The 25,101-nt window shown below is 52.4% G+C and carries 27 protein-coding genes, 1 other RNA gene and 1 riboswitch; of the genes, 16 read left to right on the top strand and 12 right to left on the bottom strand.

The genetic code is table 11. From position 1 onward, the window contains the following. Nucleotides 1-24: 24 nt before the first annotated feature. A riboswitch (TPP riboswitch) is annotated at nucleotides 25-125 on the top strand. Between the two features lie 80 nt (nucleotides 126-205). The 4 genes from EVJ33_RS05460 to EVJ33_RS05445 are packed head-to-tail and all read left to right on the top strand — an operon-like array spanning nucleotide 206 to nucleotide 3,425. After that, nucleotides 206-799, top strand: a complete 594-nt coding sequence (locus EVJ33_RS05460; RefSeq protein ID WP_201739663.1) for a YkoF family thiamine/hydroxymethylpyrimidine-binding protein — start codon at nucleotides 206-208, stop codon at nucleotides 797-799. After that, on the top strand, nucleotides 792-1,367 hold the full coding sequence (locus EVJ33_RS05455) for an ECF transporter S component (RefSeq protein WP_131435149.1): 576 nt from the start codon (nucleotides 792-794) through the stop codon (nucleotides 1,365-1,367). Before EVJ33_RS05460 ends, EVJ33_RS05455 begins: the two co-directional genes overlap by 8 nt. Beyond that, nucleotides 1,360-2,688 (top strand): ABC transporter ATP-binding protein, encoded by a 1,329-nt coding sequence (locus tag EVJ33_RS05450; RefSeq protein ID WP_161566901.1) that lies wholly within the window; start codon nucleotides 1,360-1,362, stop codon nucleotides 2,686-2,688. The genes EVJ33_RS05455 and EVJ33_RS05450 overlap by 8 nt, the downstream gene beginning before the upstream one ends. Beyond that, nucleotides 2,688-3,425 carry an energy-coupling factor transporter transmembrane component T family protein gene (locus tag EVJ33_RS05445; RefSeq protein WP_131435145.1) on the top strand — a complete coding sequence of 246 codons (738 nt, stop codon included), beginning with the start codon at nucleotides 2,688-2,690 and terminating at the stop codon, nucleotides 3,423-3,425. Before EVJ33_RS05450 ends, EVJ33_RS05445 begins: the two co-directional genes overlap by 1 nt. A gap of 12 nt (nucleotides 3,426-3,437) precedes the next feature. Here the strand turns inward: EVJ33_RS05445 and EVJ33_RS05440 are convergent, their stop codons facing one another. Then, nucleotides 3,438-4,025, bottom strand: coding sequence for a DUF1643 domain-containing protein (locus tag EVJ33_RS05440; RefSeq protein ID WP_131435143.1), 588 nt, complete (start codon nucleotides 4,023-4,025; stop codon nucleotides 3,438-3,440). A 34-nt stretch (nucleotides 4,026-4,059) separates the two neighbouring features. Continuing rightward, the gene (locus tag EVJ33_RS05435; protein ID WP_236634542.1) at nucleotides 4,060-4,752 is read right to left on the bottom strand and encodes a lytic transglycosylase domain-containing protein; all 693 of its coding nucleotides are present in this window, start codon (nucleotides 4,750-4,752) and stop codon (nucleotides 4,060-4,062) included. A gap of 78 nt (nucleotides 4,753-4,830) precedes the next feature. Between EVJ33_RS05435 and EVJ33_RS05430 the strand changes: the two genes are divergently transcribed. Continuing rightward, nucleotides 4,831-5,529, top strand: coding sequence for a CPBP family intramembrane glutamic endopeptidase (locus EVJ33_RS05430; protein WP_131435141.1), 699 nt, complete (start codon nucleotides 4,831-4,833; stop codon nucleotides 5,527-5,529). On the opposite strand, the gene EVJ33_RS05425 is transcribed toward EVJ33_RS05430, so the two are convergent. Then, nucleotides 5,486-6,385, bottom strand: a complete 900-nt coding sequence (locus tag EVJ33_RS05425) for an alpha/beta hydrolase (RefSeq protein ID WP_131435139.1) — start codon at nucleotides 6,383-6,385, stop codon at nucleotides 5,486-5,488. The two genes, EVJ33_RS05430 and EVJ33_RS05425, sit on opposite strands and share 44 nt — an antisense overlap. Before the next feature lie 189 nt (nucleotides 6,386-6,574). Here EVJ33_RS05425 and EVJ33_RS05420 point away from each other — a divergent pair, with 189 nt between their 5' ends. Further along, nucleotides 6,575-7,003, top strand: a complete 429-nt coding sequence (locus EVJ33_RS05420) for a hypothetical protein (protein WP_131435137.1) — start codon at nucleotides 6,575-6,577, stop codon at nucleotides 7,001-7,003. A gap of 21 nt (nucleotides 7,004-7,024) precedes the next feature. Here the strand turns inward: EVJ33_RS05420 and EVJ33_RS05415 are convergent, their stop codons facing one another. From EVJ33_RS05415 to EVJ33_RS05395, 5 genes are all read right to left on the bottom strand, one after another. Then, entirely contained in the window at nucleotides 7,025-7,693 is a 669-nt protein-coding gene (locus EVJ33_RS05415; RefSeq protein ID WP_131435136.1) for an ABC transporter ATP-binding protein, read from the bottom strand. Further along, a complete protein-coding gene (locus EVJ33_RS05410; RefSeq protein ID WP_131435134.1) occupies nucleotides 7,690-8,697 on the bottom strand; it encodes an ABC transporter permease in 1,008 nt (335 codons plus the stop codon). The genes EVJ33_RS05415 and EVJ33_RS05410 overlap by 4 nt, the downstream gene beginning before the upstream one ends. Before the next feature lie 68 nt (nucleotides 8,698-8,765). Next, nucleotides 8,766-10,121 carry a sensor histidine kinase gene (locus EVJ33_RS05405; RefSeq protein WP_131435132.1) on the bottom strand — a complete coding sequence of 452 codons (1,356 nt, stop codon included), beginning with the start codon at nucleotides 10,119-10,121 and terminating at the stop codon, nucleotides 8,766-8,768. Beyond that, nucleotides 10,118-10,783 (bottom strand): response regulator transcription factor, encoded by a 666-nt coding sequence (locus EVJ33_RS05400; protein ID WP_131435130.1) that lies wholly within the window; start codon nucleotides 10,781-10,783, stop codon nucleotides 10,118-10,120. The genes EVJ33_RS05405 and EVJ33_RS05400 overlap by 4 nt, the downstream gene beginning before the upstream one ends. A gap of 61 nt (nucleotides 10,784-10,844) precedes the next feature. Then, nucleotides 10,845-11,735, bottom strand: coding sequence for a hypothetical protein (locus tag EVJ33_RS05395; RefSeq protein ID WP_131435128.1), 891 nt, complete (start codon nucleotides 11,733-11,735; stop codon nucleotides 10,845-10,847). Between the two features lie 168 nt (nucleotides 11,736-11,903). On the opposite strand from EVJ33_RS05395, the gene EVJ33_RS05390 reads away from it, so the two are divergent. Beyond that, nucleotides 11,904-12,311, top strand: coding sequence for a hypothetical protein (locus tag EVJ33_RS05390; protein ID WP_131435126.1), 408 nt, complete (start codon nucleotides 11,904-11,906; stop codon nucleotides 12,309-12,311). Between the two features lie 53 nt (nucleotides 12,312-12,364). On the opposite strand, the gene EVJ33_RS05385 is transcribed toward EVJ33_RS05390, so the two are convergent. After that, a complete protein-coding gene (locus tag EVJ33_RS05385) occupies nucleotides 12,365-12,769 on the bottom strand; it encodes a hypothetical protein (RefSeq protein WP_131435124.1) in 405 nt (134 codons plus the stop codon). 121 nt (nucleotides 12,770-12,890) lie between these two features. On the opposite strand from EVJ33_RS05385, the gene rnpB reads away from it, so the two are divergent. After that, nucleotides 12,891-13,258, top strand: an RNA gene (gene rnpB, locus EVJ33_RS05380) — RNase P RNA component class B. 106 nt (nucleotides 13,259-13,364) lie between these two features. Further along, on the top strand, nucleotides 13,365-14,528 hold the full coding sequence (locus EVJ33_RS05375) for a THUMP domain-containing class I SAM-dependent RNA methyltransferase (protein ID WP_131435122.1): 1,164 nt from the start codon (nucleotides 13,365-13,367) through the stop codon (nucleotides 14,526-14,528). Nucleotides 14,529-14,695: 167 nt separating this feature from the next. Here EVJ33_RS05375 and EVJ33_RS05370 read toward each other — a convergent pair whose 3' ends face one another. Next, nucleotides 14,696-15,571: a DNA/RNA non-specific endonuclease gene (locus EVJ33_RS05370; protein ID WP_131435120.1), complete on the bottom strand. Its 876-nt coding sequence runs from the start codon at nucleotides 15,569-15,571 to the stop codon at nucleotides 14,696-14,698. A 289-nt stretch (nucleotides 15,572-15,860) separates the two neighbouring features. Here EVJ33_RS05370 and EVJ33_RS05365 point away from each other — a divergent pair, with 289 nt between their 5' ends. The 6 genes from EVJ33_RS05365 (at nucleotide 15,861) to EVJ33_RS05340 (ending at nucleotide 20,364) form a co-directional block, all read left to right on the top strand. After that, nucleotides 15,861-16,043 carry a hypothetical protein gene (locus EVJ33_RS05365; protein WP_131435119.1) on the top strand — a complete coding sequence of 61 codons (183 nt, stop codon included), beginning with the start codon at nucleotides 15,861-15,863 and terminating at the stop codon, nucleotides 16,041-16,043. A 68-nt stretch (nucleotides 16,044-16,111) separates the two neighbouring features. Further along, nucleotides 16,112-17,017: a Gfo/Idh/MocA family protein gene (locus tag EVJ33_RS05360; protein WP_131435118.1), complete on the top strand. Its 906-nt coding sequence runs from the start codon at nucleotides 16,112-16,114 to the stop codon at nucleotides 17,015-17,017. A gap of 59 nt (nucleotides 17,018-17,076) precedes the next feature. Next, nucleotides 17,077-18,495: an alanine/glycine:cation symporter family protein gene (locus EVJ33_RS05355; protein WP_201739662.1), complete on the top strand. Its 1,419-nt coding sequence runs from the start codon at nucleotides 17,077-17,079 to the stop codon at nucleotides 18,493-18,495. Nucleotides 18,496-18,600: 105 nt separating this feature from the next. Beyond that, nucleotides 18,601-19,422, top strand: coding sequence for a YihY/virulence factor BrkB family protein (locus EVJ33_RS05350; RefSeq protein WP_034777670.1), 822 nt, complete (start codon nucleotides 18,601-18,603; stop codon nucleotides 19,420-19,422). 79 nt (nucleotides 19,423-19,501) lie between these two features. Further along, a complete protein-coding gene (locus EVJ33_RS05345; RefSeq protein WP_131435115.1) occupies nucleotides 19,502-20,056 on the top strand; it encodes a hypothetical protein in 555 nt (184 codons plus the stop codon). A 14-nt stretch (nucleotides 20,057-20,070) separates the two neighbouring features. Then, a complete protein-coding gene (locus EVJ33_RS05340; RefSeq protein ID WP_232819561.1) occupies nucleotides 20,071-20,364 on the top strand; it encodes a hypothetical protein in 294 nt (97 codons plus the stop codon). A 176-nt stretch (nucleotides 20,365-20,540) separates the two neighbouring features. On the opposite strand, the gene putP is transcribed toward EVJ33_RS05340, so the two are convergent. Next, nucleotides 20,541-22,022, bottom strand: a complete 1,482-nt coding sequence (gene putP / locus EVJ33_RS05335; RefSeq protein ID WP_131435113.1) for a sodium/proline symporter PutP — start codon at nucleotides 22,020-22,022, stop codon at nucleotides 20,541-20,543. Between the two features lie 358 nt (nucleotides 22,023-22,380). Beyond that, the gene (locus EVJ33_RS05330) at nucleotides 22,381-23,358 is read right to left on the bottom strand and encodes a D-alanyl-D-alanine carboxypeptidase family protein (protein ID WP_131435112.1); all 978 of its coding nucleotides are present in this window, start codon (nucleotides 23,356-23,358) and stop codon (nucleotides 22,381-22,383) included. Between the two features lie 201 nt (nucleotides 23,359-23,559). Between EVJ33_RS05330 and EVJ33_RS05325 the strand changes: the two genes are divergently transcribed. Then, on the top strand, nucleotides 23,560-25,092 hold the full coding sequence (locus tag EVJ33_RS05325) for an FAD-dependent oxidoreductase (RefSeq protein ID WP_131435110.1): 1,533 nt from the start codon (nucleotides 23,560-23,562) through the stop codon (nucleotides 25,090-25,092). The last annotated feature ends 9 nt before the right edge of the window (nucleotides 25,093-25,101 follow it).

Raw genomic sequence — 25,101 nt, 5'->3', positions numbered from 1 at the left:
GTTGCATAGACAACCGCATACATTGGACTACACTAGGGGTGCTTCGGCTGAGATGTGAGCATGGCTCCAATCCCTTATGACTCGATCCGGGTAATACCGGCGTGAGGAAGTGTGGCACTTTTTCTAATGGACTTAAATTGGACGAGTGGCCGCATTCTCATGGATGCGGCTTTTTTTGTGTAACAAACCATAGGGGGAATGAATCATGAACAAGCAATGTGGGACGAGCCCGATCGTCGGGTTCCGCTTTACGCTGAGCCCGATGACATCCGATTTCGTGAGCGTCATCAAAGGGGCATTGAAGGAGACGGATCTTCGTAACGTCTGGCGGCATACCGATGACGTTTCGACGGTCATCCGTGGCCGCAGTGAGCATGTGTTCGACGTGGCCAAGGCCGTGCTGTCACATGCGACGAAGACAGGGACCCACGTCTCGATGAGCGGGACGTTCTCGGTCGGCTGTCCAGGCGACACGGCAGGAGACAATCTTCTCGACGTGACGACAGAGCCGGTGAATGGCAAGGTGGGTTCGCAATACGTGTCTTCACAATTTGCGCTCTATCCGCTTGGTGACGCAAACTATATGGATATCATCTACGAGGAAATTGACTTTGCGAGAGAGCGAGGCGTCTTCAACGACTCGATGCACTACGCCTCAGGCATTCATGGGGACATCGAGCCGGTGTTCGCTTTCTATGAGGCGACATTCGACCGGGTTCGTGCGAAAACGAGCCATGTCGTCATGACGGTCACGTTCAGCGTGAACAGTCCGTCACACGGGGGACGCATCGATGCTTAAATCATGGAAGTTAAAAGAAATCGTCTTATTGTCGATTTTATCGGTCGTATTCGCTGTCGTCTATTTGGCGTTCGTCCATATCGGGAACCTTTGGGCCGGCTTGATCGGACCGATCGCGTACGAGTGGATCTTTGGGATTTGGTTCATCGTCTCGATTATCGCGGCCTATATCATTCGCAGACCTGGCGCCGCATTTTTGTCCGAAGTGCTTGCGGCGACGATTGAGATGATGATTGGCAACGCCATCGGACCGCGCATCATTTTAGTCGGGATCATACAAGGACTCGGGGCAGAGGCGGCGTTCGCATTGACCGGTTATAGACGCTATGACCTTTGGGTGCTCATGCTCGCTGGTTTTGGAGCGGCTGTGACAAGTTTCGCGTATACATACGTCATGGGAGGTCTTACCGCCCTCAGTCCGACATACGTGGCGACCATGTTCGCACTACGCGCGTCGAGTGGGATGCTCATTGCTGGCCTTGGAGGGAAGCTTTTAAGTGACTTGTTGCTTCGCACGGGAGCGCTTGAAGGGTATGCCCTCGCGCGTCAGGGTCGTATCCATGGTTGACGCAGAACATTTGTCGTTTCGTTATCCGGACAAAACATCCGATGTCTTGACGAATCTCACACTCCGTCTCACAAAAGGGAGAACGCTGATCACAGGGGCGAGCGGGTCAGGGAAATCGACACTGTTCTGTTTGATGAATCGTCTCTATCCAGACAATTGTGATGGAATCGTGACGGGCAGACTGCACTTGTTTGACCGCTCCTATGATACGTATGAAGCTGGCGAAGTGAATCGTCGCGTCGGAACGGTGTTTCAAGACCCGGACAGTCAGTTCGTCATGCAGACGGTCGAAGAAGAATTGATTTTCACGCTCGAAAACTTCGCCGTCGCGAGAGACGAGATGATGGATCGTGTCACCCAGATGCTAGAGGCGTTACAGTTGACGGACTATCGGCACCGTAACATCCATGACCTATCAGGAGGTGAGAAGCAACAAGTTGCCGTCGCGTGTGCGTTAATTGGCCGTCCGGAGTGGCTCCTCCTTGATGAGCCGCTCGCTCACCTTGATCCTGAGACCGCCCATTATTTCGTTCGATGGCTCGACGATATCGCGGAGACGATAAACATTGTCGTGATTGAGCATCGGCCATATATATGGGGGGACTTCTTTGACAGACAAGTGAAGCTCGTGAACGGGCGCATTGACTATGACGGGCCGTTCATCGTCCGACCAGATTATGTGTTCTCTCCGATTCGAACCGAACGTGGAAAAGAATTTTTATTTCACATACCGAAATGTGAACGAAAAACATTTAACCTAGCAGCGAGCAAAATGAAAGTCGCCAAGGGCGATCTCATTGCCGTGCTCGGTCGAAACGGCAGCGGGAAGTCGACATGGCTTCGAAGCCTCGCCCGGGAATATCATGAAGTCGGCCTCGTCCCGCAATCTCCGGCCCATCTCTTCGTTACGAGTGATGTGACACATGAACTATCATACGGTCATAATCGCCCGATTGAGGACATCTTGATGCGGCTCGGGCTCGGTTCGATGCGTGACCACCACCCACTCTCTCTGAGTCACGGTCAAAAGCGAAGGCTCGCGATCGGAGTGATGATGCTCTCGAATAAACGATTGATTGCCTTTGATGAACCGACCGCCGGTCAAGATGAGGTGTCGCTTCGTGCGCTCTATGACTTGATGGCTGAACGAGTACGCGCCGGCCAGACGGTTTTGTTTGTGACGCACGACCTCAGTTTTGCCCGAATTGCGAACACCTATTACTTGATGTGTGACGGCAACTTGAGCGGGCCATATGATCCTTCACTTTGGGATGATCCGGGATTACTAAGGTCCCACGGCTTATTGATGGAGGAATCGTGATGACGTTTCATGAAATGAACCCGACGATTAAATTTTTGACCGTGACGTGTCTCATGTTCGGTCTCGCCTTTATGTATAATCCTTGGACGCCACTTGTTGTTTTTCTCGGTACGTTGGCCCTTCAAACGCTCTTCTCTGCCGTGAGCTGGAGAAGATGGGGATTGTTCATGATTCCATTTCTATTGACCGCGCTCGGAACACTTTGGACGTCGCTCGTCTTTGGAAAGCAGACAAGTGGAGATGTCATGTTCAAGCTGTTTGGCAATGATGTGACCGACGAGAATGTGAGGTTAGCAGCGACGCTCTCCTTACGTGTGTTGGCATTCACAGCCTTGTCGCTTCTGTTCACGCTGACGACGGATCCAAAGCGGTTCGTTTACAGTTTGATGCAACAAGGGAAATTGTCACCAAAAATCGCCTACAGTGTGTTCGTCGGATTTCGTTTCTTCCCGATTTTAAAGAATGAACTGATGCAACTGTATGAGACGCATGCGTTACGTGGCGTGCGCTTAGAGACACGTCTCGATCATATTCGCCACGCCCCGAAACTAATCATTCCGCTGCTTGCCGGATCGATCCGACAAGCGGAACGAATCGCGTTCTCGATGGAGGCGCGCGGATTTACAGGGGAACCTCGAGCTACGTATGAAGTTGTCGCCGTCACGAGGAACGATTTTCTGTTGGCGTCACTGTTGTTCCTATTGTTCGGAGTAAGCACATGGGTTGGCGTACGTTAAAAACAGGACGACTCACTTGGAGTCGTCCTGTTTCGTTTCTTTCACGATTCTAAATTTCGGTTTGATCGATTCATTATTGAACGCCTCGAGCACCGTGTTCTCATTGGCCATGCGAATCTGTTGCGGCTCGCCTTTTGAAGTCGTGCCGATACAGTACATGTGCGCCTCATGGTCGGCGAAAAGCGTCTTGTATGGCGTCGCGTGGTGCATCAGGCGTCCTGGCGAGCCCCAGCCGACAATGATCATGCCGCCGCTTGCTTCGACTTCGTCGAGCGTTTCTTCGACGTAATGAAAGTTCACTTCGTCGAGTTGCGATTCGACGTAGGGAAGATTGTCATTGATGGCAAGTGTCGGGACGAGACTGATCACGCGCATCTCACGGATCGGTTGATCGAGATGGTTCCGCATGAGCATATACGCCCGTTGTGTCGTTGTACCGGACAAGAAGGCATCGCTCATTCGGGGCGAGTAGATGATGACGGCACAGATGACGCCGTCGATGACATCGGTGAATTCGTACGAGCGCAAGTAGCGTTTCGTCTTATCCTCATTGAAGACCGACTTGACGCGAATCGTCACTTCCTCGATATGGGTATTCATAAGATTTCCTCACTTTTAATCAAATAGTGCCAGGTCAGACCCAGCCTGCGAACCATTCCAAGTAGCGGATCGTGTAGCGCGCGACACGTTGAGTCACCGACGCTTTGTCGTCCGGTAAAGAAGACACATCGGTTTGATAGGATTCATAAAATGACATCACATCATTGACATATTGTTCACTGCGGTTGTACTCGAAGATGGCGTTTCGAATCGAGTCCGTCGAGTCTGCCGTCGTCCCGCCGTGCTCGCTCAAATAGTAAGCGGCTGTATGGGCCGAGTCGACGAGACTATGCGGGTCCGCCTTGCCGTCATTGTTCCCATCGCGTCCGAGACCACCGTATTGTTCGATGAGCGCGAGATCTGTCAAATCAACCTCGTCCTCAGGAACATCGCCTTTTTGATCGTCCGTGTCATATTGCCAACCGAGCCACGTCCGCGGCATGAATTGGAACGGGCCGATTGCCCCGACCGAGGAACGCATCGATGAACTGTGGGAGAAAATCGTCTCGACACGATGCACGGCGGCGAGCAGACGCCAATCGACGTCATACGTGGACGCGGCATCCTCGTAGACATCGCGATGGATGGCTGGGACCCCGTGATCCCCGTAGTAGGCCCGGTACAGGGCATTGTTCACTTTATCATGTTGACCAAACCAGCCGATTGCGCCGAGGCACAGCACGATCACAAGCATGAGACCGGTCAGTCGCAAAATCAATCGTTTCAAGATTCCGCCTCCTAGCTTTCTAGACAATACCCGAATAGTGTAGCATATAGCTAACAGGAAGGACAGGAGTGGATATAGATGCTCGAACAGGCCGTCTTTACCATCATTCTCATGTATTTGTTGATCGTTCAATTGTTCAACGCCCGGTTGATGAAGCCGATGATCGAAACGCTCGGTCGTGGACGTGTCTATGAACAGACAGTCAAGTCGTCGTGGGGGCTCAGCCTGCTTTTGCTCGCCCTCGTCTTCTTGTTTAATGTCACGCCCGAGGCGGTCGGGCTCGGATTTGCTCCGATTGAGGGCGACGTCCGGGCTTGGAAGTTCTTCTTTTTCACGACCGTGCTCATCTCCGTGCTGTTGGCATTCTATTTGCTCGTCAAAACCTCAACACATTTACGGCGGAAGTTACGACCGTATTACGATCTCGAGATTGAGCGGTTGCTCTTGCCCCGAACGAATATTGAGGCGAAGGCGTGGGGCGCGATCTCGTGGACGGCCGGTGTGACCGAGGAATTCATTTTCCGAGGTGTGTTGCTCTACACGATATCACTTTACCTCGATGTGTCTTCCCCGATGCTCGCCTTCATCGGCGGGGCCATGTTCGGATTGGCCCATGCCTATCAAGGTGTCAGAGGGATCCTCGTGACCGGGCTCGTCGGTTGGGGTCTCGGCTATCTCTATTTGACGATGGGCGTGCTATGGCCGGTGATGGTCGTCCACACTTTACTCGACCTTATCGCAGGGCCGGTTCATGTCGCCGATTCAGAAACTGACTGACGGCCGCCTCGTAGGCGGGCTGGTCTTTCAAAATACAGTTCGTGTGTTCGGCACCATGGATGAGGGCGATCTCGTTTTGCCGGTTGAGCGCATTCATCTCGACCGACATCCATGTCGGCACGAAATCATCTTTCGTTCCGTGAATAAACAACACGGGTGCATCAATCGCTGAGAGTTCGTGTTTCGGACGGACTTGATGCATCCTGAAACCGGCTCGTGTCCATAGGAAGTAGTCAATCCCCGGTAAGAGCAGGTCACCAGGCAAACGATGCAACACGTTCAACTGATGACGCATGAGCTGTCTCATATCGTCGAACGGGCATTCGGCGATCAAGAAATCGACTGTTGTCAGCGGTCCGGCCTGTAAAATCGAGGCGGCACCCATCGAGACACCGTGTAACCCGACTTCCGAGACCGTTTCGTTGGCCCGCAACCAATCGACCCAGTCCACGATGTCATGCTTCTCATGATAGCCGTAGGACGCGTAGACGCCCTCAGATTCACCGTGGGAACGTAAATCGACGGCGAGAAGATTGTAACCGAGGCGGTGGAACATCGCCAAATGCGGGGCCATGAAACTGTGAGAGGCAGTGTAACCGTGAACGAAGACAATCCATTTCGTCGAGCCTTCGTTGCGATACACACGCCCATACAGGCGGTACCCGTCTTGAGAATGGAGCGAGACGTGTTCGAACGGCACGTCATGGTAAAACGATTGATCTTCCTTCGTATAGGGGGCCAAGAGCATCTCGGGTGTCTTGCGCTTACCTCGAGTCATGCGCTTGAACGCGTAATAGCTGATGGCATAGTAACCGGTGAGTAATGTGGCAAGTCCAACTTTCCATCTTTTCTGCATTTAAACCGCTCCTTTCTCCATTATTGTACCCGAAAATGCGATAACAGTTCACTTTCCGTGTGAATTCGACAACGAGTTAGTACGGTTTAGCGTGGGATTTATCGATGATATCCTCGTTCGTTTGTTCGGTGATGTACGGGTATGATGAGTCTGAACAATCATCCAGGTGACACAGGAGGGTATGAAGCGATGGGGCGAGAGGTGATGGATCGGCTGTTACAAGCGTGCTTGACGGGACAGGTGGACTACAGGACCGCCGAAGGGGTGACCTTCTATCGAGCCCCGATGAGCAATCATCGCCAACATGCGATTGTGCTCGATGTGTTGCTCGATTGCTACGTACGAGAACCGGGGCAACCGATCGAACTGTCGGTGCCAGACGTCGCGGTTTCGATTGGCATACCGCCGGACGATGTCTTTCGCTCTGTCATGGCGCTCGCTCGCATCACTCTCGTCTCGCAACATATCGAGGAAAGACTGATCCGGGTCGACTCGGCAGGAATCGATGAGACAGGGAAGATGACGCTCATCATCTGTTTTAATGCCTGGCTGACGCATCACCTCGGTAAACTTGCGAGTGAATGCATCGAGGATCGGCTTCATGCGCACGTCATCTGACAAACAACAGGGAAGGCCGCTTCAATCGCGGTCTTCCCTGTTTTGATGGCGGGGCGACGGTTGGAGCAGCCCGTCTTGAAGTAAGAGAACCCGATCACAGACGTCGAGCATCCGTTCATCATGGGTGATGACGATGACACGTCGCGCGCTCATCCGTGCCTCGGCAACGAGTAGCTCCATGACACGCCGACCGTTCTCGAAATCGAGGCTCGCAGTCGGTTCGTCGGCCAAGATGAGTCGCGGGCGATTGACCAAGGCCCGAGCGACCGCGACACGTTGACGTTCACCCCCGGATAGGTGCTGAGGCAACTGGTCGAGACGATGGCTTAATCCGAGCGCCTCGAGCAGGCGAATCGGGTCTTGTTTCGATTCGCTGTCTGCCTGTACGAGCTCGAGTTGTTCCCGGACCGTCAAATAAGGCACGAGATGTGCCTGTTGGAACACGAACCCGATCTCATTCAACCTCAAGAGGCGTCGTTCTTCTTCACCGGCATCGAGCAAGTCTCGGCCCTCGAGCTCAATTTTCCCCGCTACCGGACGTTTCAACAGGCCGAGAATTTGGAGCAATGTACTTTTCCCACTGCCGCTTGGACCGATGATGCCGATACATTCCCCGGCTTTAACTTCTAAATCAATCCCGCGCAGTACGGATTGTCCGTCATAGGCATGGCTAATATTCTTCAATTTCATTGTAATGTCCCTCCTAAAGCATCGGCGGCGTCAAGGTGACGCAGTTTCCAAAGTGGCAACAGCGTCCCGATGAGTGAAAGTCCGAACATGATTGCACCATATAACAGCACGTGACCCGCGTCGAAGCGGAATGGAATGTCAGTCGGAACGAGCGTCGCGACGAGGGCGGTCAACGTCGCGGCCAAAAGACTCGCGACAAGCACCGTCACCATGACTTGTGTGACGAGCGCTGTACCGATCACGCGGGGACGGATCCCGATTGCTTTCAAGATGCCGAGTTCAGGTAATTTTTGAAGTGTCAACATATAAAAGAATGCGGTCAAGATGAAAGCACCGATGAACAGAAGAAATCCGCGCATCATGGTAAACGTGCCTTGCTCGGCCGTATAGCCCGGGACGGCCTCTACGACATCTTGTTTAGCTAGCGTTACGAGCGATGTATCAGCTTCCCCGAGCCAAGCGGATACATATGTTGGTTGTCCACTGTCTGCTTGGTATGCCTCCCACGTTTCCATCGATGCCCACATGACAGGTGCATGGCTGTAGCGACCCTCCGTCGTCCCGGCGATGGTGAACCGGTAACCGGTCGCGAAGTCGCGTACGGTATCGCCGACTGTCACGGTGTCAAGAAAACTTGGGTCGACGAGTACTTCGCCAACGTCGAGGTCGAGAGTAGGTCCGACCTTGGAATCATTCGGCAACGTGAACAGTGTGGCATCTTGTTTGTCTTTACCGTGGACGAGCGTCATCGGTTTGACGCCGAGCGGGGTGAGGGACTCAGGCGTCGACGACTCGATGAACGACCGGGTCAATTGATTGTCAGCGTCATCGGCCAAGTGAAACGTCTCCACTTCTAGTTCACGCAGGCTGGCCCCATTGTCGTAAGCGAGTCCGTCTGCGAGCCCGGTGATCAATGTCGACAATAAGACGATGAGTAACGTGATCACAAAAATGAGCGAAAATTTTCGTTTTTGCCGCCACATTTCTTTAAATGCTAAATTCATACAAAAAAGCCTCCTTCATAGCGATGAAGGAAGCATAACCGATGGATGTGAACGGAATATGAACGGGACTAGAGCCGGACGTAAAACATACTCCCTTTACCAAGGCGAGATTCGACCGTCAAGTCGCCGCCGTGAAGGCGGACGATATCTTGGACGATAGCAAGTCCGAGCCCCGTTCCTCGGCCGGTCCGGGAGGCGTCTCCTTTATAGAAGCGTTCAAACAGGCGGGCTTGCGTCGCTTCGTCCATTCCGACGCCGTCGTCCTCGATTGAGACGGTCGGGCGGTCGGCTGTATACGCTTTGATGGTGATCAGTCCGCCGTCGTCAGAAGCGTGAATCGCATTCGTCAACAAATTGGTCCAGACTTGGGCCAACAAGAGCGGGTCGCCCGTGACGACGAGTGTCTCATCTAAATCTGTCGCGACGGCAATCCCTTTCTCGTCCAATTGGAACGCATGGCGACGGATGACGTCCTTGATCGACGCGCTGATGTCGACCGATTCGGTGAGTGAGACGTTCGATTCGTCGAGTCGGGCGAGCAGCAACAATTGTCTCGTTAAATCCGACAGTCGTTCCGTCTCATCGTGGATGATTCTTGCATAATTGCGTGCATCCCCTTCGGTTCGGATGACCAATTCTGAGGCGTATCCTTTGATCGACGTGAGCGGTGTCTGGAACTCGTGCGAGACGCTCGAGACGAAACGGCGCCGTTCACCCTCTGATTTTTCAAGTGAGTCGACCATATCAGAGAAACGGCGGGCGAGTGTTCCAATTTCATCGTAGCGCTCCGTCGGCAGGTTGAGCGGACGAGCGCCGGAAGCGACGGAGCGGGTCGCCTCAGTCAACGTTCGCACCGGGCGAACGATCAGACTCGTCGACAGGGCGATCAAGATGAAGGCGAGCCCGGTCAGAAGTGCGAAGAACAGGCCGACGAACAAGTGCAATTCTCGGATTTGGGCGCTGAGGTCGGGGCGAATGAAGACGGCGTCAGTCCCTTCGTTTCCATCCACGCTGAACCCGTACGTGTTGACGACTTCGTTGTCGAACAATCCGAGCCAAAACAAGTGAAACGGATAGCTGCGCATCCCGTCGTAGCGCTCACCGTCCTGGACCGAGGCGATGATGTCGGCGTCAAGAGACTCGTCCCGGAACGAACCTCCATAACGGTCGATGTCGTCGTCAGGACGCACGACGAGGAGTTGATAGCCGGTCTGGGCGAGCAGTGCATAAAAGGCCGAAGCCTCGCCATCCGTGTGTGTCTCAAAATAGTCAAGGGCGGCTTGTGCCGTCTGTTCGGTCTTTTCGCTGTAGGTCGGCTGCCACCAGACGTGATAGGCGATATTGCTGACGAGGAGGGCGATGGCGCCGGACAGTAGTAAAATCATGAACACGGTCAGGACGATCCGGGTATAGAGCGTCTTCATTGATTGACCTCGAACGTATAGCCGACGCCTCGTACCGTTCGGATTGTGATCCCTTCGTCATGCAGGCGGCTCCGCAACCGCTTGATGTGAACGTCAACGGTCCGGTCATCGCCTTCGAAGTCGAGGCCCCATACTTGCTCGATCAATTCATCTCGAGTGAACACCCGACCCGGAAACGCCGCCAACTGATAAAGCAACTCAAACTCCTTCTTAGGCAGGTGGATCGTCTCTCTGTTTAGTTCGAGGCGATAGTCGCGTAAGTCGAGCTTGAGCGGTCCGGCCGTGACGAGCGTGGCCGCATTTTTCGCGTAACGCTTTGCGACGGCTTGCAGGCGGAACAGGAGTTCTTCCGGGATGAACGGTTTCGTCATATAATCGTCAGCCCCGTGTTCGAAGCCACTTCGTTTTTCTTCCCATTCTCCGAGGGCGGTCAATAGAATGACGGGAACATCCGCCAGTTGTTTTAGACGCGAGCAGAGCGTTCGTCCATCGAGGCCCGGTAACAGGATGTCGATGATTGCGGCATCGGCTGGGTTTTCCATAAATAGTCGTTCGGCGTCAATGCCGTTCGTGGCCGTCGTTACAGTATGGCCGACCCGTTGTAACGTGGTTTCAACGAGGTGAAGGATTGCTAAATCGTCTTCTACAATCAGTACGTGCATCGCACTCTTCCTTTCTAAGTCAACATCGAAAACAGGTGACCTATCTCAGGCCACCTGCATGTTATGCCGTTTTGGTCAGCTCTTTATGCAAGGCCCGAAGCGCCCGCAAGAAGGCGTCTTTGAAATACTTGTCTTCTTGGGCCTCGAGCGTCTCGAGCGCGGACGTGTCGCCGGTGCTCGCCTTGACGAGCAGGTTGACGACCGTGCCCCACCGTTTGATGTGCTCGGGCTTCGGATGATTCATCGCGACGGTCAACGTGAACCAGTACGGTTGGTCACGACGCTGAAGGGTGGCAATCATCTGCTTGGCCGTCGTCGCTTCCTCCTCGGACGGCAACGTGGCGGTGGCGAACCAGCCGAGAAGCGCGGCGCTCATCTCCTCGAGTCGGATTTTTGCGGCCGGGTCAATCGGTTCTCGACCAAACTCGGAGATATTGACGAAGACGAGTCGGTCTTTCCGGTCAAGGTGGGTGATCCAACCTTTGACCGATTTCAGTTTATCTTTGTCTTTTGACTGCGCTTTGACGGTATAACCGTTCAACTTGCCGATGTAAATCCGAAATTGACCACGGTCGAGTTGTTTGTCAACTTTGAACTCGATCTCTTGGCCGATTGTGAAAGGCTGATTTTGTTTATTGAGCGTCTCGCCTTTCTTCAGTTCAGGCCGGCGCACGATATAGCGAAGTGCCTCCTGTTCGGTTCGGTCGTCAAGCGTCCACAGGTTGTTCGGCGTGACGTTTTTGAAACGGTGGCGGCGGACGTAGATGTATTGGTCGAGTGCCTCGACGGCATTGGCGACGGAATGGTTACCGCTCAAATAGTCGTCTGCGATATCCCGGAGCGTGATCGACTCGAGCCGGTCGATATGCCCAGCGTACGGGACGTTCCCGACGACGAACAAGGCTGTGGCGATCAATTCACTCTCGCGAGGGGTCAAAGGACGTTTGGCCATACTGCACTTCCTCTCTTCATGTCATCCCTTTCAGTATAACAAAAACAGATTTCGTCATGTTGTATGAATCGACCAGATGGAAAATTTTACAGGCGTACAGGATTTCGCGGTTTCATTCCGAATATTTGTTAAGATAGAGCTATGTGGATGTTGAGATGAGGTGATGAGATGAAGCTATCGATTGATCCGGGGGACTATGTCGTCTTGATTGAAATCAATAAAGAGGTCTTGAAATGTACGTCCCTCGATCAGGCCGAGTATGCTGACCGAGACCGCTATGAATTGGTCGGCCGGATGAGTGAGCGGCTTCCGGCCGAGGTAATCGTGCCTTCTATCATCGATTATATCCGATTCGGGAGTGGCTACATCGGCGACAATATCGTCTGGGACAAAGAGACGGAATCGTTCTTTTGTCAACAGTTCGAGACGATCGACGGCTCACCGCTCGGCGAGGACTTGGATGGGTTCACGCCCGACCCGTATCGGACGGAACTGGCGCGCTATTATACGTATTTGACAATTGGTAAAATCGTCGAGTATGAGATGCGTGACCCTGACCAACCTGACTACTGGTGACCGAATCGAGCTAAAAAACACCCGAATCCATCGAAATGGATTCGGGTGTTCGTTTATGCTTTCGTGATGGCTTCACCACTCCAACGGATATTCGCTTCTAAGACATTGCCGTTATCGTCGATATGTTCAAAACTCAGTTTCCCGTCGACGATAATCTCACAGAGGCCGACGCGAACGTCGTCGCTCCATGCACGACGCGTCTGTGTCGACGCGTCGAACGTCGGAATTGATTCAGGAAAACGTTCCTGTAAGTGGGCCAAGTTATGATGGTCGAAGTGATACGGACGTTTGGACAGCTCATTCGGTGCTTTGATGTCAAACGGCTCGAATCCTCGAACGAGTCGATTATTTCGGTAAAAGGCGAACACGCCGTTGTTCGGGTGGAGCGCTTTAATGTCATCGATTTCAATCACATAGGTCAGTCGTTGAATCCAACCGTTTTTTGCATCTTGACGCATCAAAATCCCTCCTTGTTCAATGGAACACGCCTTATTTTAGCGCTGACGCCAATGAAAATCAAGTTCAGGTTCTCGGTTGTCATTTCGCAGGTTATCCGCTACAATGGATAAAGTGACTATGAGGTCTGGGCAATCGCGGGACTCAAGTCTTGAGGAAAGTCCATGCTCGCACAGCCTGTGATGGCTGTAGTGATCGTGCTACACGAAACGATAAGTGTAGGCAACGCAAGTTGACGGCAGAAGAAGCACCTAAGTCCTCGGATAGGGTGCAAGCTTCTTGAAAGTGCCACAGTGACGGAGTCTGATCGGAAACGTTCAGAGTGGAACGAGGTAAACCCCACGAGCGAGAAACCCAAACTATGGTAGGGGAACTTCCTGACTGGAACCGAACGGGACGGAAGGCGCCAATCGGCGCAGATAGATGATTGTCACTCCATCGTGCCAGGGAGACCGTTATGAGCACCGGAGTACAGAACATGGCTTACAGGGCAGCATAGTCTCTCATTTAACATTGACCAGGAGTTCAAGCAATCCTACTTGAGCTCCTTTTTACATGACCATTTTAGGAGTAACACTTATAGAAAGTAGGGATAGTATGGCAAAACGAAAACTGATCGCCACCGCGGCGATGGGCATCGAGGCGCTCGTCGCCAAAGAAGTGCGCGACCTCGGCTACACGTGTGAGGTCGAGAACGGCCGCGTTTATATCGACGCGGAGATGGAGGACATTCCACGGTTAAATCTATGGCTCCGGACGGCAGACCGCGTCAAACTCGTCGTCGCCGAGTTCAAGGCGACGACGTTCACGGAACTATTCGACGGTGTCGTCGAATTGCCGTGGACGGATCTCATGCCGTGGGACGCTCGGTTCATCGTCGACGGCCGTTCGGTCAAGTCGAAGCTGTTCTCGATTCGTGATTGTCAGAAAATCACGGAGAAGGCGATCGTCGACGCGATGCAACGCGGCTATGATAAGCCAGGCGAGTGGCTCCCGAAGACGGGCGCCTACTATCCGATTGAAGTCGCCTTGTTGAAAGATGTGGCGACGATCACGATCGACACGTCAGGTGACGCGCTTCACCGTCGTGGCTACCGTGAGCTCCACTCACAGGCTCCGCTCAAAGAAACGATGGCTGCAGCGATGATTCAGCTGACGAACTGGAAGCCGGACATGCCGTTCTATGACGTCTTCACCGGTTCAGGGACGCTCGCGATCGAGGCGGCGCTGATCGGCCGCAACATCGCGCCTGGCCTAAACCGTGAGTTCTGCTCACAAGATTGGCCGTGCGTACCGAAGAAGGCTTGGTACGAGGCCATCAATGAAGCGAACGAGAAAGCCGAGTGGGACAAACCGCTCAAAATTTACGGCATCGACCTCGACCCACGTATGGTCAAGCTCGCCAAGGACAACGCCGAGCTCGCCGACGTCCGTGACGCGATCACGTTCGTCCACAGTGACGCGGCCGCCTTGAAGCCGAAAGAAGAGTATGGCATCATCATCGGTAACCCGCCATATGGGGAACGGTTGCAGACCGAGGAAGAGATTATCGACCTGTACGAGCGGATCGGGCAACAGTTCGCCAAGTATCCGGGCTATAGCGTCTATATGCTGACGAGTTATGAGGACTTCGAGAAGGCGTACGGCCGCCCGGCGACGAAACGCCGCAAGCTGTACAACGGGAATATCGAGACACAATACTACCAATTTTTCGGAAAACGTCCGCCGAGACGTCCGGTCGATTCGACAGACACGAAATAAGGCACATAATCCCCCGGACCGTAGACATTCGTCTATGGTCCGTTTTGGTTTGATGTGTGTTTTCCAAAATCAATCAAGACTCGTCACAAAAAAACGCTCTCCCTTTAAGTTAGGAAGAGCGTGGCGTCGATGATTCGATCCTAGCGATACGGATCATGCGGGCAACTTTATTCTCCGACCATCCCGTCACCATCATTGTCATGCATGTGAGGATAGAGCCAATGATCACTTGTGATCGGCATGCCGAACCCGGCATCTTTCGCTTCTTGGATCGTCACTTGGCCGTTCCCGTTCGTATCGACGCTCGCGATGTCGCCTGCTTCAGACGAAGTCGCGGCTTCGGGCTCACTCTCGGTCAGCCCGAGTGAATCGTTCACTTCGTCCGGATTCACGTTGTCAAACTTGTCGACGATGACGTTCCCTTTGAGCGTATACGTGTATTGATAGCTCGAGGGGATTTGTGTCTTCGTATCCGGATAGGTGATGAGGGCTTCGAAGTCTGTGGCCCCGCCTGCACTCCGAATGACGCTCTCCATGTACGCCTGGTCGCCATGGCGATTGAGCGTGCTATTTTGTGGGGTGATGTTAAACGCATTCGAGACGCCGCCGAGCGAGTCGGCGATGACGTGACCTTCGTCGAGGTCTTGATGTTCGACACCAGGAACTTTCGCTTCGTCTGAATAATAGCGCCCGGAAGACGTGACGTTCTCGAGTTCATCATTTTGCAGGACGATCTCGTCGGCAATCACTTTCACGAGTTGTCCGTACTCGTTCGTGAACGCCCAATACTCGCGCTCCCCGTAGCCGATATCGACGACGACATTCTTTTCACGTTCGCCCGACAAATCTCCACCTTCGACCTCAATCAAGTCATAGCCCGAGAATCGATCGCTCGTTTCGCTCTGTTCGGTGGGCTTCGTCTCGACAGGGGCTTGTTCCTGAGGTTCCGTCTTCGTTAAGGGGGGTTGATCCGTTTCACTCGTGCAACCGCTCAAAAGTAGAAGGGCCAATGGCAAGGTAAGATAAGTAAGATTGTTTTTCATCGTTTAGCTCCTATGTCTTTGATGCATACTTGTCCATTCTAGGAATCTTTCCTGGCATTTACAAGCAATTAAATTGAAGACGATTTTGGTCGTGCCTCGACATACTAGGCAAAATTGTCACAGATTGAGGAGGTGTTCGGTCAAGAACGAATGGTACAATAGAGTAGAAAGAATCGAAAATGGCTTAGCGGATGTAGCTCTCAATCGATTCATGCGCATACTTGTGGCGTTTCAATCGTTTCGTTTCAGGCTATACATACGTTATACATCGCTTGAGAGGAGACGTGTCATGCAGACATATACGATTGAATATGCATTTCAAGATAAAGAACAGACGTCCCGGACGTGTGAGGTCGAGCTCGATCGGACACCAGATTTAAACGATAACGAGCAATTGGCCGACCTCTATCAAATCGTGTCGGATGCGATTCGTAAGCCGATCACGAGTTTTGAGATACTTGCCGTCCTTTAACTATTTCATCGGCCCCGGGCGCACGCCTTGGGGTTTTGTTCAGTCCATCGAATAGGAGAGATGTCGAAATGAAGATTGTGGTTGTTGGGTTAGGGGACGTCGCGAAGAAAGCATACTTACCAGTCTATGCCGGATTAGAAGGGGTGGATGTCTATCTCGTCTCGAGAGATGAGGCGAAAGCGGGGCAGCTCGTCGACAAATACCGCTTTACGGGCCATTACCGGTCGTTACAGGACGTGCCGTTCGATGAGGTGGACGGTGTATTGATCCATTCGACGACGTCGGCACACGCGGAACAGGTCGTTTACGTGCTCGAGCATGGTGTCCATGTGTTCATCGATAAGCCGGTCACGTTCTCACTCGAGGAAACAGAGCGGCTCGTCCGACTCGCGGCAGAACATGGGGTCGAACTCGTCACCGGCTTCAATCGTCGTTTCGCGACGGCGACGGCAGCTTTGAAGGAAGTCACGGACCATAACCTCGTCCTCATTCAAAAGAACCGGACGTATCAACCGGCGACACTCCGGGAGTTCATCATCGAGGATTTTGTCCATGTCGTCGACACGCTACGATATTTGACGGGACTCGCACCGGTCGAAGACTTGGCGGTGCGGACGCGCCACGAAGACGGGAAGCTGAAGCAGTTGCAGATTCAGTTCACTGCGGGTGGGGTCGAAGCGATCGGAATCATGAACCGCGACAACGGCTGTACAGAGGAAGTGATGGAAGTGATGTCCCCGCACCTGAAGCGAGTGTCACGCGACGTAGAGCGCGTATATGACTTCACACGCGATGGCATGCTCGAGCGAGCTCTGAGTCCGTGGGAGTCGAACCTTATGCGTCGCGGCTTCACGACGATGATCGATGCGTTCATCAAGTTGCTGAACGGGCAACCGAACGAGTCGGTGCTCGCCGCAGACAGTCTGACGACACATGCCCTCTGTGAGCGGATTTTGGAAAAAGCATCGCGGTAAGCGTCTCGTTTTCAAGCTTCCAGGAGCGGGTAAGAACTTCTTAAAAGGAGGGGATGCGCATGGATATTCGTGAACTCGTCATGCAAGCAAATGATTTGTTATGGACGTACGTACTCATTTTCGTATTAATTGCCGGGGGGCTCTATTTTACGATTCGGATGGGATTCGTCCAGTTCCGGATGTTACCGGAGATGTTCAAGCTCTTATTCGTCAAAGGGATGAAACACGAGAAAGGACAAGTATCGTCGTTCCAGGCTTTCGCTATCGGGACGGCCGCACGGGTCGGGACCGGCAACATCGCCGGTGTCTCGACCGCGATTGCACTCGGTGGCCCGGGTGCCGTGTTTTGGATGTGGCTCATCGCGTTGATCGGTTCGGCGTCAGCGTTTGTCGAGAGCACGCTCGCTCAAGTGTATAAAGTGCACGACGGCAAGGCGTGGCGTGGTGGACCGGCTTATTATATCGAACGGGCGCTCGGACAACGATGGCTCGGCGTCGTGTTCGCCATTCTGATCACGTTCGCCTTTGGATTTGCGTTCAACTCGGTCCAAGCCAACACGATCGCTTTGTCGGTCAATAACGTCTTCGATATTGACACGCTTTGGATCGGGATTATTTTGGCGGTGGTGACAGGGATTGTCATCTTCGGTGGGATTCGTTCTATCTCGACGCTGTCAGGAATCATCGTCCCGATTATGGCCGGCGGTTATATCTTACTTGCTTTGTGGGTCGTTTTGACGAATTTGGACGTCGTGCCGGCTGTTTTCTCGGCCATTTTTTCAGAAGGGATACTCGGGCTCCGAGAACTTCTTGGAGGAGCGGTCGGTGCGGCCGTCTTGCAAGGGATACGGCGCGGCCTGTTCTCAAACGAAGCGGGGATGGGATCAGCTCCGAATGCGGCAGCGACCGCGGAGGTCAGTCACCCTGTCAAGCAAGGTCTCATCCAGTCCCTAAGCGTCTTCGTCGACACGTTGTTCATCTGCACGGCGACGGCGATGATCGTCCTCATCTCCGGCGTGCCGGGCTCTGAGGACTTCCAAGGCATCGAGCTCGCCCAAGAGGCGCTCTTGACAGAGATTGGGCCGATTGCGACATCGCTCATGACGATTGCGATTTTATTGTTCGCGTTCAGCTCGATTTTGGCGAATTATTATTACGGGGAGACGAATATCGAGTTCATCTCGGAGCGAAAAATGTATCTGGTCCTCTACCGGATCGCCGTCGTCGGGATGGTATTGTTCGGATCGGTCCGTTCAGCCGGCCTCGTCTGGTCAATCGCTGATATATTCATGGGGTTGATGGCACTCGTCAATATGTATGCGATCTTCCGCCTCAGTAAGGTTGCGAAACTATTGCTCGACGATTATGTGGCGCAGAAACGGGCAGGACGCGACCCGGTGTTCAATCGGGACGACGTCGAGTTGCCTGGCAAAGAGCATATCGAGGCTTGGGAAGCGAAGCGAGAGAACATCAGTTAAGACCGAGGCAAGAATTGACGCGTTGCGCCATTCTTGCCTTTCCTTCTTGCTTCATTTTATTTCAAATACCGAAATTATATTATAAAAAAGAAAAGAGTGCACGAAATGATACAACCATTCCTTCATACATTCAAACGATTTTTTGCCGAACGTTTTTTCGATCAGGCCGCGATGTTGGCCTACTATTTTATCCTCTCGACGTTTCCATTTCTATTGTTCGTCCTCGGGATCGTCGGTTGGCTGCCTTTTTCGAGCGGTGACGTCATTTCCGCACTGTCCTTGGTCATGCCGGAGGCAAGTTATCGGTTGTTGCAAGGAAACATCGAAGCCATTTTTGATGATTCGAGACTGCGTCTCGCCTCGCTCAGCATCTTGCCAGCATTGTGGATCTCTTCGATGGCCGTCCAGTCGCTCGTCCGGTCATTGAACGACGCCTACCGTCTAATCCGGAATAAAGCATTTTGGCGTGGGGTGCTACAAGATATCGCCGTCACACTCGCGCTTATGTTCGTCCTGCCGTTCTCATTGCTCGTTCCCGTCATCGAGACGGCACTACGAGAGCTGGCGACCCACATCATCTTTATCGATGATATCGTTGCCCGATATGCTCAGATTTGGTTCTATTTCCGTTGGATTATCGGGACGCTCATCTTGTTCAGTGTCTTCCTGCTCGTCTATAAATGGTTGCCGAGCCATCGCGGTACGTTTCGGGACAGCTGGGCCGGGGCGGCCTTTGCAACAATTGGTATCTTGACAGTTTCGAACGTATTCAGCTACTATTCACAGTATGCTAACTATGAACAGTTTTACGGTCAACTCGGTGCCTTTATCATCCTGTTGATCTGGTTCTACTTGGCGGCCTCGGTCATCCTCCTCGGAGGGCTTCTGAACGCCACGCTCATCGAACAAAAAGAAATTTCCGGTTGACGTGTAATTGCTTGTTATCATTTTTTGATTCAGGGAATGTTACGTTTAAGGTCACATCTTTTAATCGGAGGTGGGAAACATGGATATGCAACGGCTCGTACACAATCGTCGTTTCATCGATCAAACATTGTTTTACCTCGCCTTACAATTATGGAAGTGGGTCATGTTACTACCGGTCTTGTTTTATTTGGACGTTGAGATGAGTAGTGCTCCGTTCACCCAGTATGTGATGGTCAGTCTCTTGCTGTACGTGGCATTTCGTGTCATGCAGTACGTGATTGCCAGTCGAGCTTCTTTGATGGAGCTTCTCGAATTCGGCTATGCGATTCTCTCGCTTGTGCTCGTCCTTTCGTTGCTGCTTGAAGTATCTGCTTCACCAAGTGCCATCGCCTTGATGATTGGTGTGTTCTTGGTCCATCCGTCGCTCGCCTTGCATCATTATCGTGACTTCACGGAACGGAAGTGGTTGAACAAGCAGTTTCAATTGTTTAGCCCGATGTTACGAAAAGGAGAGATTCCAGTGCATGTGCTCGTGCTGACAGAGGATGAGATCATCATCACGGCAGAGAGTGGGAAAGAGTTCACGTATCGGCATATTTACTGGGGCGGGTTCTATATCGAAAATGTCTCATGAAGGTGGTCTAGTCATTGAATAGTGTCATTGTGATGGTGTTTTGGATCGTGACGTTTATTGTATTCTTTAAAGGGGCGTTCGATATGTGGCGCGAATGGCGCACCACGAAGCAACGTTCTGTGTTATATTTCTTTATCGCATTGATCCTCACCTGGTTCTGGTTCAACCCTTATCAGCTGACGGCGCTCCATCCATTCGTCTTGATGGCGTACTACTGGAACCGCAACCGATGGATGCGTAATGCGATGCTCGTCCTCGTATTGGTGCCATTTTTCATTCAGTTATGGTTCATGGCGAGAGCGATGTAATCGAATCTTAAGGCCGCAGAGAGTATACTGTCTGTGGCCTTTTTTTCGTTCGCGTTTATTGTTTCGAACGGGGAGACGGTCATAGGGATGATTAAAGCCGCGTCAGGAGGAGTACTGTGACGCGGTCAAGTCGGACCAAACAAAAAACGCGGGCAAATGCCCGCGTTTTGATGTCGTTATTCTTTTTTCGCAACGGCGAGTTCAGCTTCCATTTCACTGAATTCACGGTTGATTCGTTTTTGTTCTTTTTGGCTCGTGAACGTGCTGACGAGAACGATGGCAAGCATACTGAGGAAGAACCCTGGTACCATCTCATAGATGACGCTCGAAAGTCCAGTCACGATCCAAAGGATAACGGTGATGGCACCAACGAGAATACCGGCGAGGGCACCTTGACGCGTCATCTTGTTCCAATATAGAGACAAGAGAATCGCTGGACCAAATGCAGAACCGAATCCGGCCCATGCATAGCCGACGAGCGTCAAAATCGTGTTCGATGGGCTGAGCGACATGAGTGTCGCTACGAGTCCGACAGTCAAGACGCCGATTCGACCGGCGAGCACCATCGTCTTCTCGCTTGCTTCTTTATTGAAGAATTTGCGATAGAAGTCTTCTGTCAACGCTGACGATGTCACGAGAAGTTGTGACGATACGGTCGACATGACCGCGGCTAGAATCGCAGCGAGCAAGAAACCAGTGATGAACGGGTGGAACAATACTTCAGAGAAACGGATGAACACCGTTTCTGGGTCAGCCAAGGCGTTCCCTTGACCACGGAAGTAAGCAATCCCGACAAGACCGGTCATGACAGCACCGATGATTGAGACAGTCATCCAACCCATACCGATACGGCGTGCCGTCTTCAAAGATTTCACATCACGGATTGCCATAAAGCGAACGATGATGTGTGGTTGACCGAAGTAACCAAGTCCCCAAGCGAGGAGACCGATAATCCCGAGCGTCGACGTCCCTTTAAAGAGGTCGAACAAATCAGTGTTGAGCGTCGTTGCTGTGTTGACGGCGTTTGAAACACCACCGACGTCAGTCAAGGCGACGATTGGGACGAGGACGAGCGCGAGGAACATGATGACGCCTTGCGCAAAGTCTGTCCAGCTAACGGCTGTGAAACCGCCGAAGAGCGTGTACAGAATGACGACGCTGATCGTCACGATGACACCTGTCTGATAGTCAAGCCCGAACGAGCTTGCAAACAACTTCCCGCCAGACACAAGTCCGGCTGACGTGTAGAACGTGAAGAAGATGATGATGACGGATGCAGACAGGATCCGTAGCCAGTTCGAGTGATCTCGGAACCGATTCTCTAAAAAGTCAGGAATCGTGATCGAGTCATTTGCCATCTCCGTGAAGACGCGTAGACGGGGAGCGACTAACAAGTAGTTCAAGTAAGCTCCGATGACCAATCCAACGGCTAACCAAATCGCTGATAATCCCGTGGCATACATTGCCCCCGGAAGTCCCATTAACATCCAACCACTCATATCCGAAGCCCCGGCTGACATGGCAGTAACTCCTGGCCCCATCTTGCGGCCACCTAACATATAATCTGATGAATCGGTCGTTCGCTTATAGGCGACGTATCCGATGAGGAGCATCATCACGAGGTAAAGCGCGATGGATACCCATTCTTGCCATAACATTTGATTACCTCCTGTACGTGTTCAATTGTTGTCGTTTAATCAATTACAGTTTAATCATGTGTGAGACTCACACAAACTGGTCAAACTCGAATGACTAGGCGAACTTGTGACTAACCATAACGGACCTAAAGAATCATTGCAAACTGTCATCTTTTCAGAAAAAGGGCTCTAAAGCGCATTGTATCAACGGATAAGCACGATATTTTTCATTATAAAAGTTTAAATATTCTGACAATTAGTCATGCCAGTGTTACTCTTGTGTCATCTGTTTGTCATATAAATCGTCATTTTACTTAACGTTTAACACAACGACCCGCTCTTCCCTGTACAGGGAAGAGCGGGTCGTTGACTGGTGTTTTTATTCATGGGTGATTCCGAACGCGATCTGTTCGACCGAGCGCATCGTCGGGAACGTTTGTCCAGACTTGGCTTGCATCGTCACCAATACGTACTGCTTGCCATCACGCTCCATCAAAAACACCATCGTATAACCTGATTCGTCCGTGTATCCGGTCTTTGTCGCTTTAACGAGCTCGGAGTAATGGATACTGCGCTCGTTGACCGCCGACCCGAGGTGGTACCACCAACGTCGCTTCAAATCGCCGTTCTGATCGACAAATTTCGCCTCGTATTCGTACGTCCCGGCAATCTCGAGAAGTTCCGGATACGTGCCGAACGCGTAAGCAATCTTAGCCATGTCGAGAGCGGTCGTAAAATGTTCTGGGTCGGAATAGCCGTGCGCATTTCTAAATTGTGTGCCGGTCAAGCCGAGTACTTTCGAGCGGGCGTTCATCAAGTCAACGAACTCGGTCGTCGAACCGCTCACATATTCGGCCAGGCTATTTGCAGCGTCGTTTCCCGACTCGAGCAACGTCGCATAGAGGGCTTGACGGACAGTGAGCCGATCACCGACCGCAAGATGGACGATGTGACTGTCCCAGGGAATATCGAGCGTCGACTGTTTCACGATGACGACGTCTTGATCGAGTTCGTTCTTGTCGACCGCTGCCTCGTATGCGAGGAGTGCAGTCATCAATTTTGTCGTACTAGCGGGGAAGACGCGCTCCGATGCGTTCTTGTCTAGTAGGATCTCACCATCCGTCAAATTGACAAACGCCATCGAACCGACAAGTAGCTCGGCCGTATCCGATGCTGCAATCGGTTGGTTCGTCCAATCCATGATCGGGATCTCCGGGAAGGTCGGTCCTTGTTTGACAGGTACCACTGCCGAGACGGCAGGTGCGGCTTTCGGTTCTGGTTCTTGTTTGAAGCCGATCAAGGCCGGGATGATGGCGAGTAGTCCAACCAAGGCGAGGCCGACAGTGAGTCGCCTCATGATGTACGTTTTTCTACGGTGTCTGCGGTTTCGTTTCACTATGTATTCGCTCCTTCATTGTTTACTTTTCTACCATAATGGATGAAGCCCTTTGAAATCGTCATCAAAATAAAGAATCAGGTCAATAATTGACGCGTATGAAATGAAGGGGAATGGGTATACACAATAACAGACACTCAACCTACTAAAGGAGGCACCTTCATGCATCGATATCCATTCACCAATTCGCTATGGCGTCAGCACGACGAGACGTTTCCGTATCCAAAACTAGAAAGCTCGGTCTCTTGTGACGTTGTCGTCATCGGGGCGGGCATCGCCGGGCTCGTGACAGCCTATGAACTACAGCAACGCGGTAAACAAGTTGTCCTGCTCGAGGCGGCCGAGATTGGACGGGGCACGACCGGCCATACGACGGCGAAATGTTCTGTGCAGCACGGGACCGTCTACTCCAAATTAATCCGGACGTTCAATCTAGAAACGGCCCGACTCTACTACGAGCTCAACCAAGAAGCACTCCAATATCTGCGAGGTCAGGTCACAGACGGGTTTGATATCGATTACGAGGCGAAAGATTCTTACTTATATTCTATCGACGGCTCGAGTCAACTCGTCGCCGAACGCGAGGCGTATGAGCAACTCGAGCTTCTCGGTGGGGACGCGACAAAAGAAGTGAATGCCGCCCTACCGCTACAAGTGAAGCAAGCGCTCGTCATCCGAGATCAAGCTCAAATCCATCCGGTCAAGTACTTAAACGAGCTCGCACGTCGTTTCGTCGAGGCTGGCGGTCAAGTCTATGAGAAGACGCGGGCGACCGAAATCAGTGGTGGACCCCGGCCGATCGTCACGACATCAGCAGGGCGGCGGGTCCAAGGGAATCAAGTCGTCGTCGCCACCCATTACCCGTTCAATGATATCCGAGGACTTTACTTCTCGAAATTCGAGGTCGAACGCTCGTATATCGTGGCTTGTGAGACTGAGCAAAGTGTACCGGAAGGCATGTATTTGAGCGTCGATACACCGAGTCGTTCGTTTCGTACGTTCCAGGAAGGGGATAAAACGTATATGCTCGTTGGCGGCGAAGGTCATTTGAGTGGTCACGTGACAGAGACACGCTCGCGTTACGACCGCCTCGACCGGTTCGCCCATGACACGTTCGATACGAAAAAAGCAAGCTTCCGATGGTCATCCCAAGATTTGATTACACTCGACCATTTGCCGTACGTCGGACAAATGTTTAGCCGGGAGCCAGATGTGTTCGTCGCGACGGGATTCGCCAAATGGGGGATGACGAACGGGATCGCCTCGGGTCTCCTCTTGGCTGATCTGTTGACCGGTCAGGATAACCGCTTCCGAGAACTATTAAATCCACTCCGTTCCAAGTTCAAGCCGACGGATGTCGGTCAGTTCTTGAAAACGAACCTCGACACGGCGACCCAGTTCGTCAAAGGTTCTCTCGAGAAATCCGGTACGCTCGACGACTTGCAACTTGATGAAGGAGGCATCGTCCAAGTCGACGGGAAGAAAGTCGGCGTCTATCGCGACCTTGATAATGAATGCCACCTCGTCTCGACACGGTGCACGCACATGGGGTGCACCGTCAATTGGAACGACGCCGAGCGCTCGTGGGATTGCCCGTGCCATGGGTCAAGATTTGATACGAAAGGGAATGTGCTCGAGGGGCCAGCGACCAAGCCGCTCTCGTACGAACGTAAAACCGATGTGCCGAAAGCATAGGCAACTCGC

This window comes from Exiguobacterium sp. SL-10 (genome assembly GCF_004337025.1).
GTDB lineage: Bacteria > Bacillota > Bacilli > Exiguobacteriales > Exiguobacteriaceae > Exiguobacterium.
This window is presented reverse-complemented; position numbering and strand designations above follow the sequence as displayed.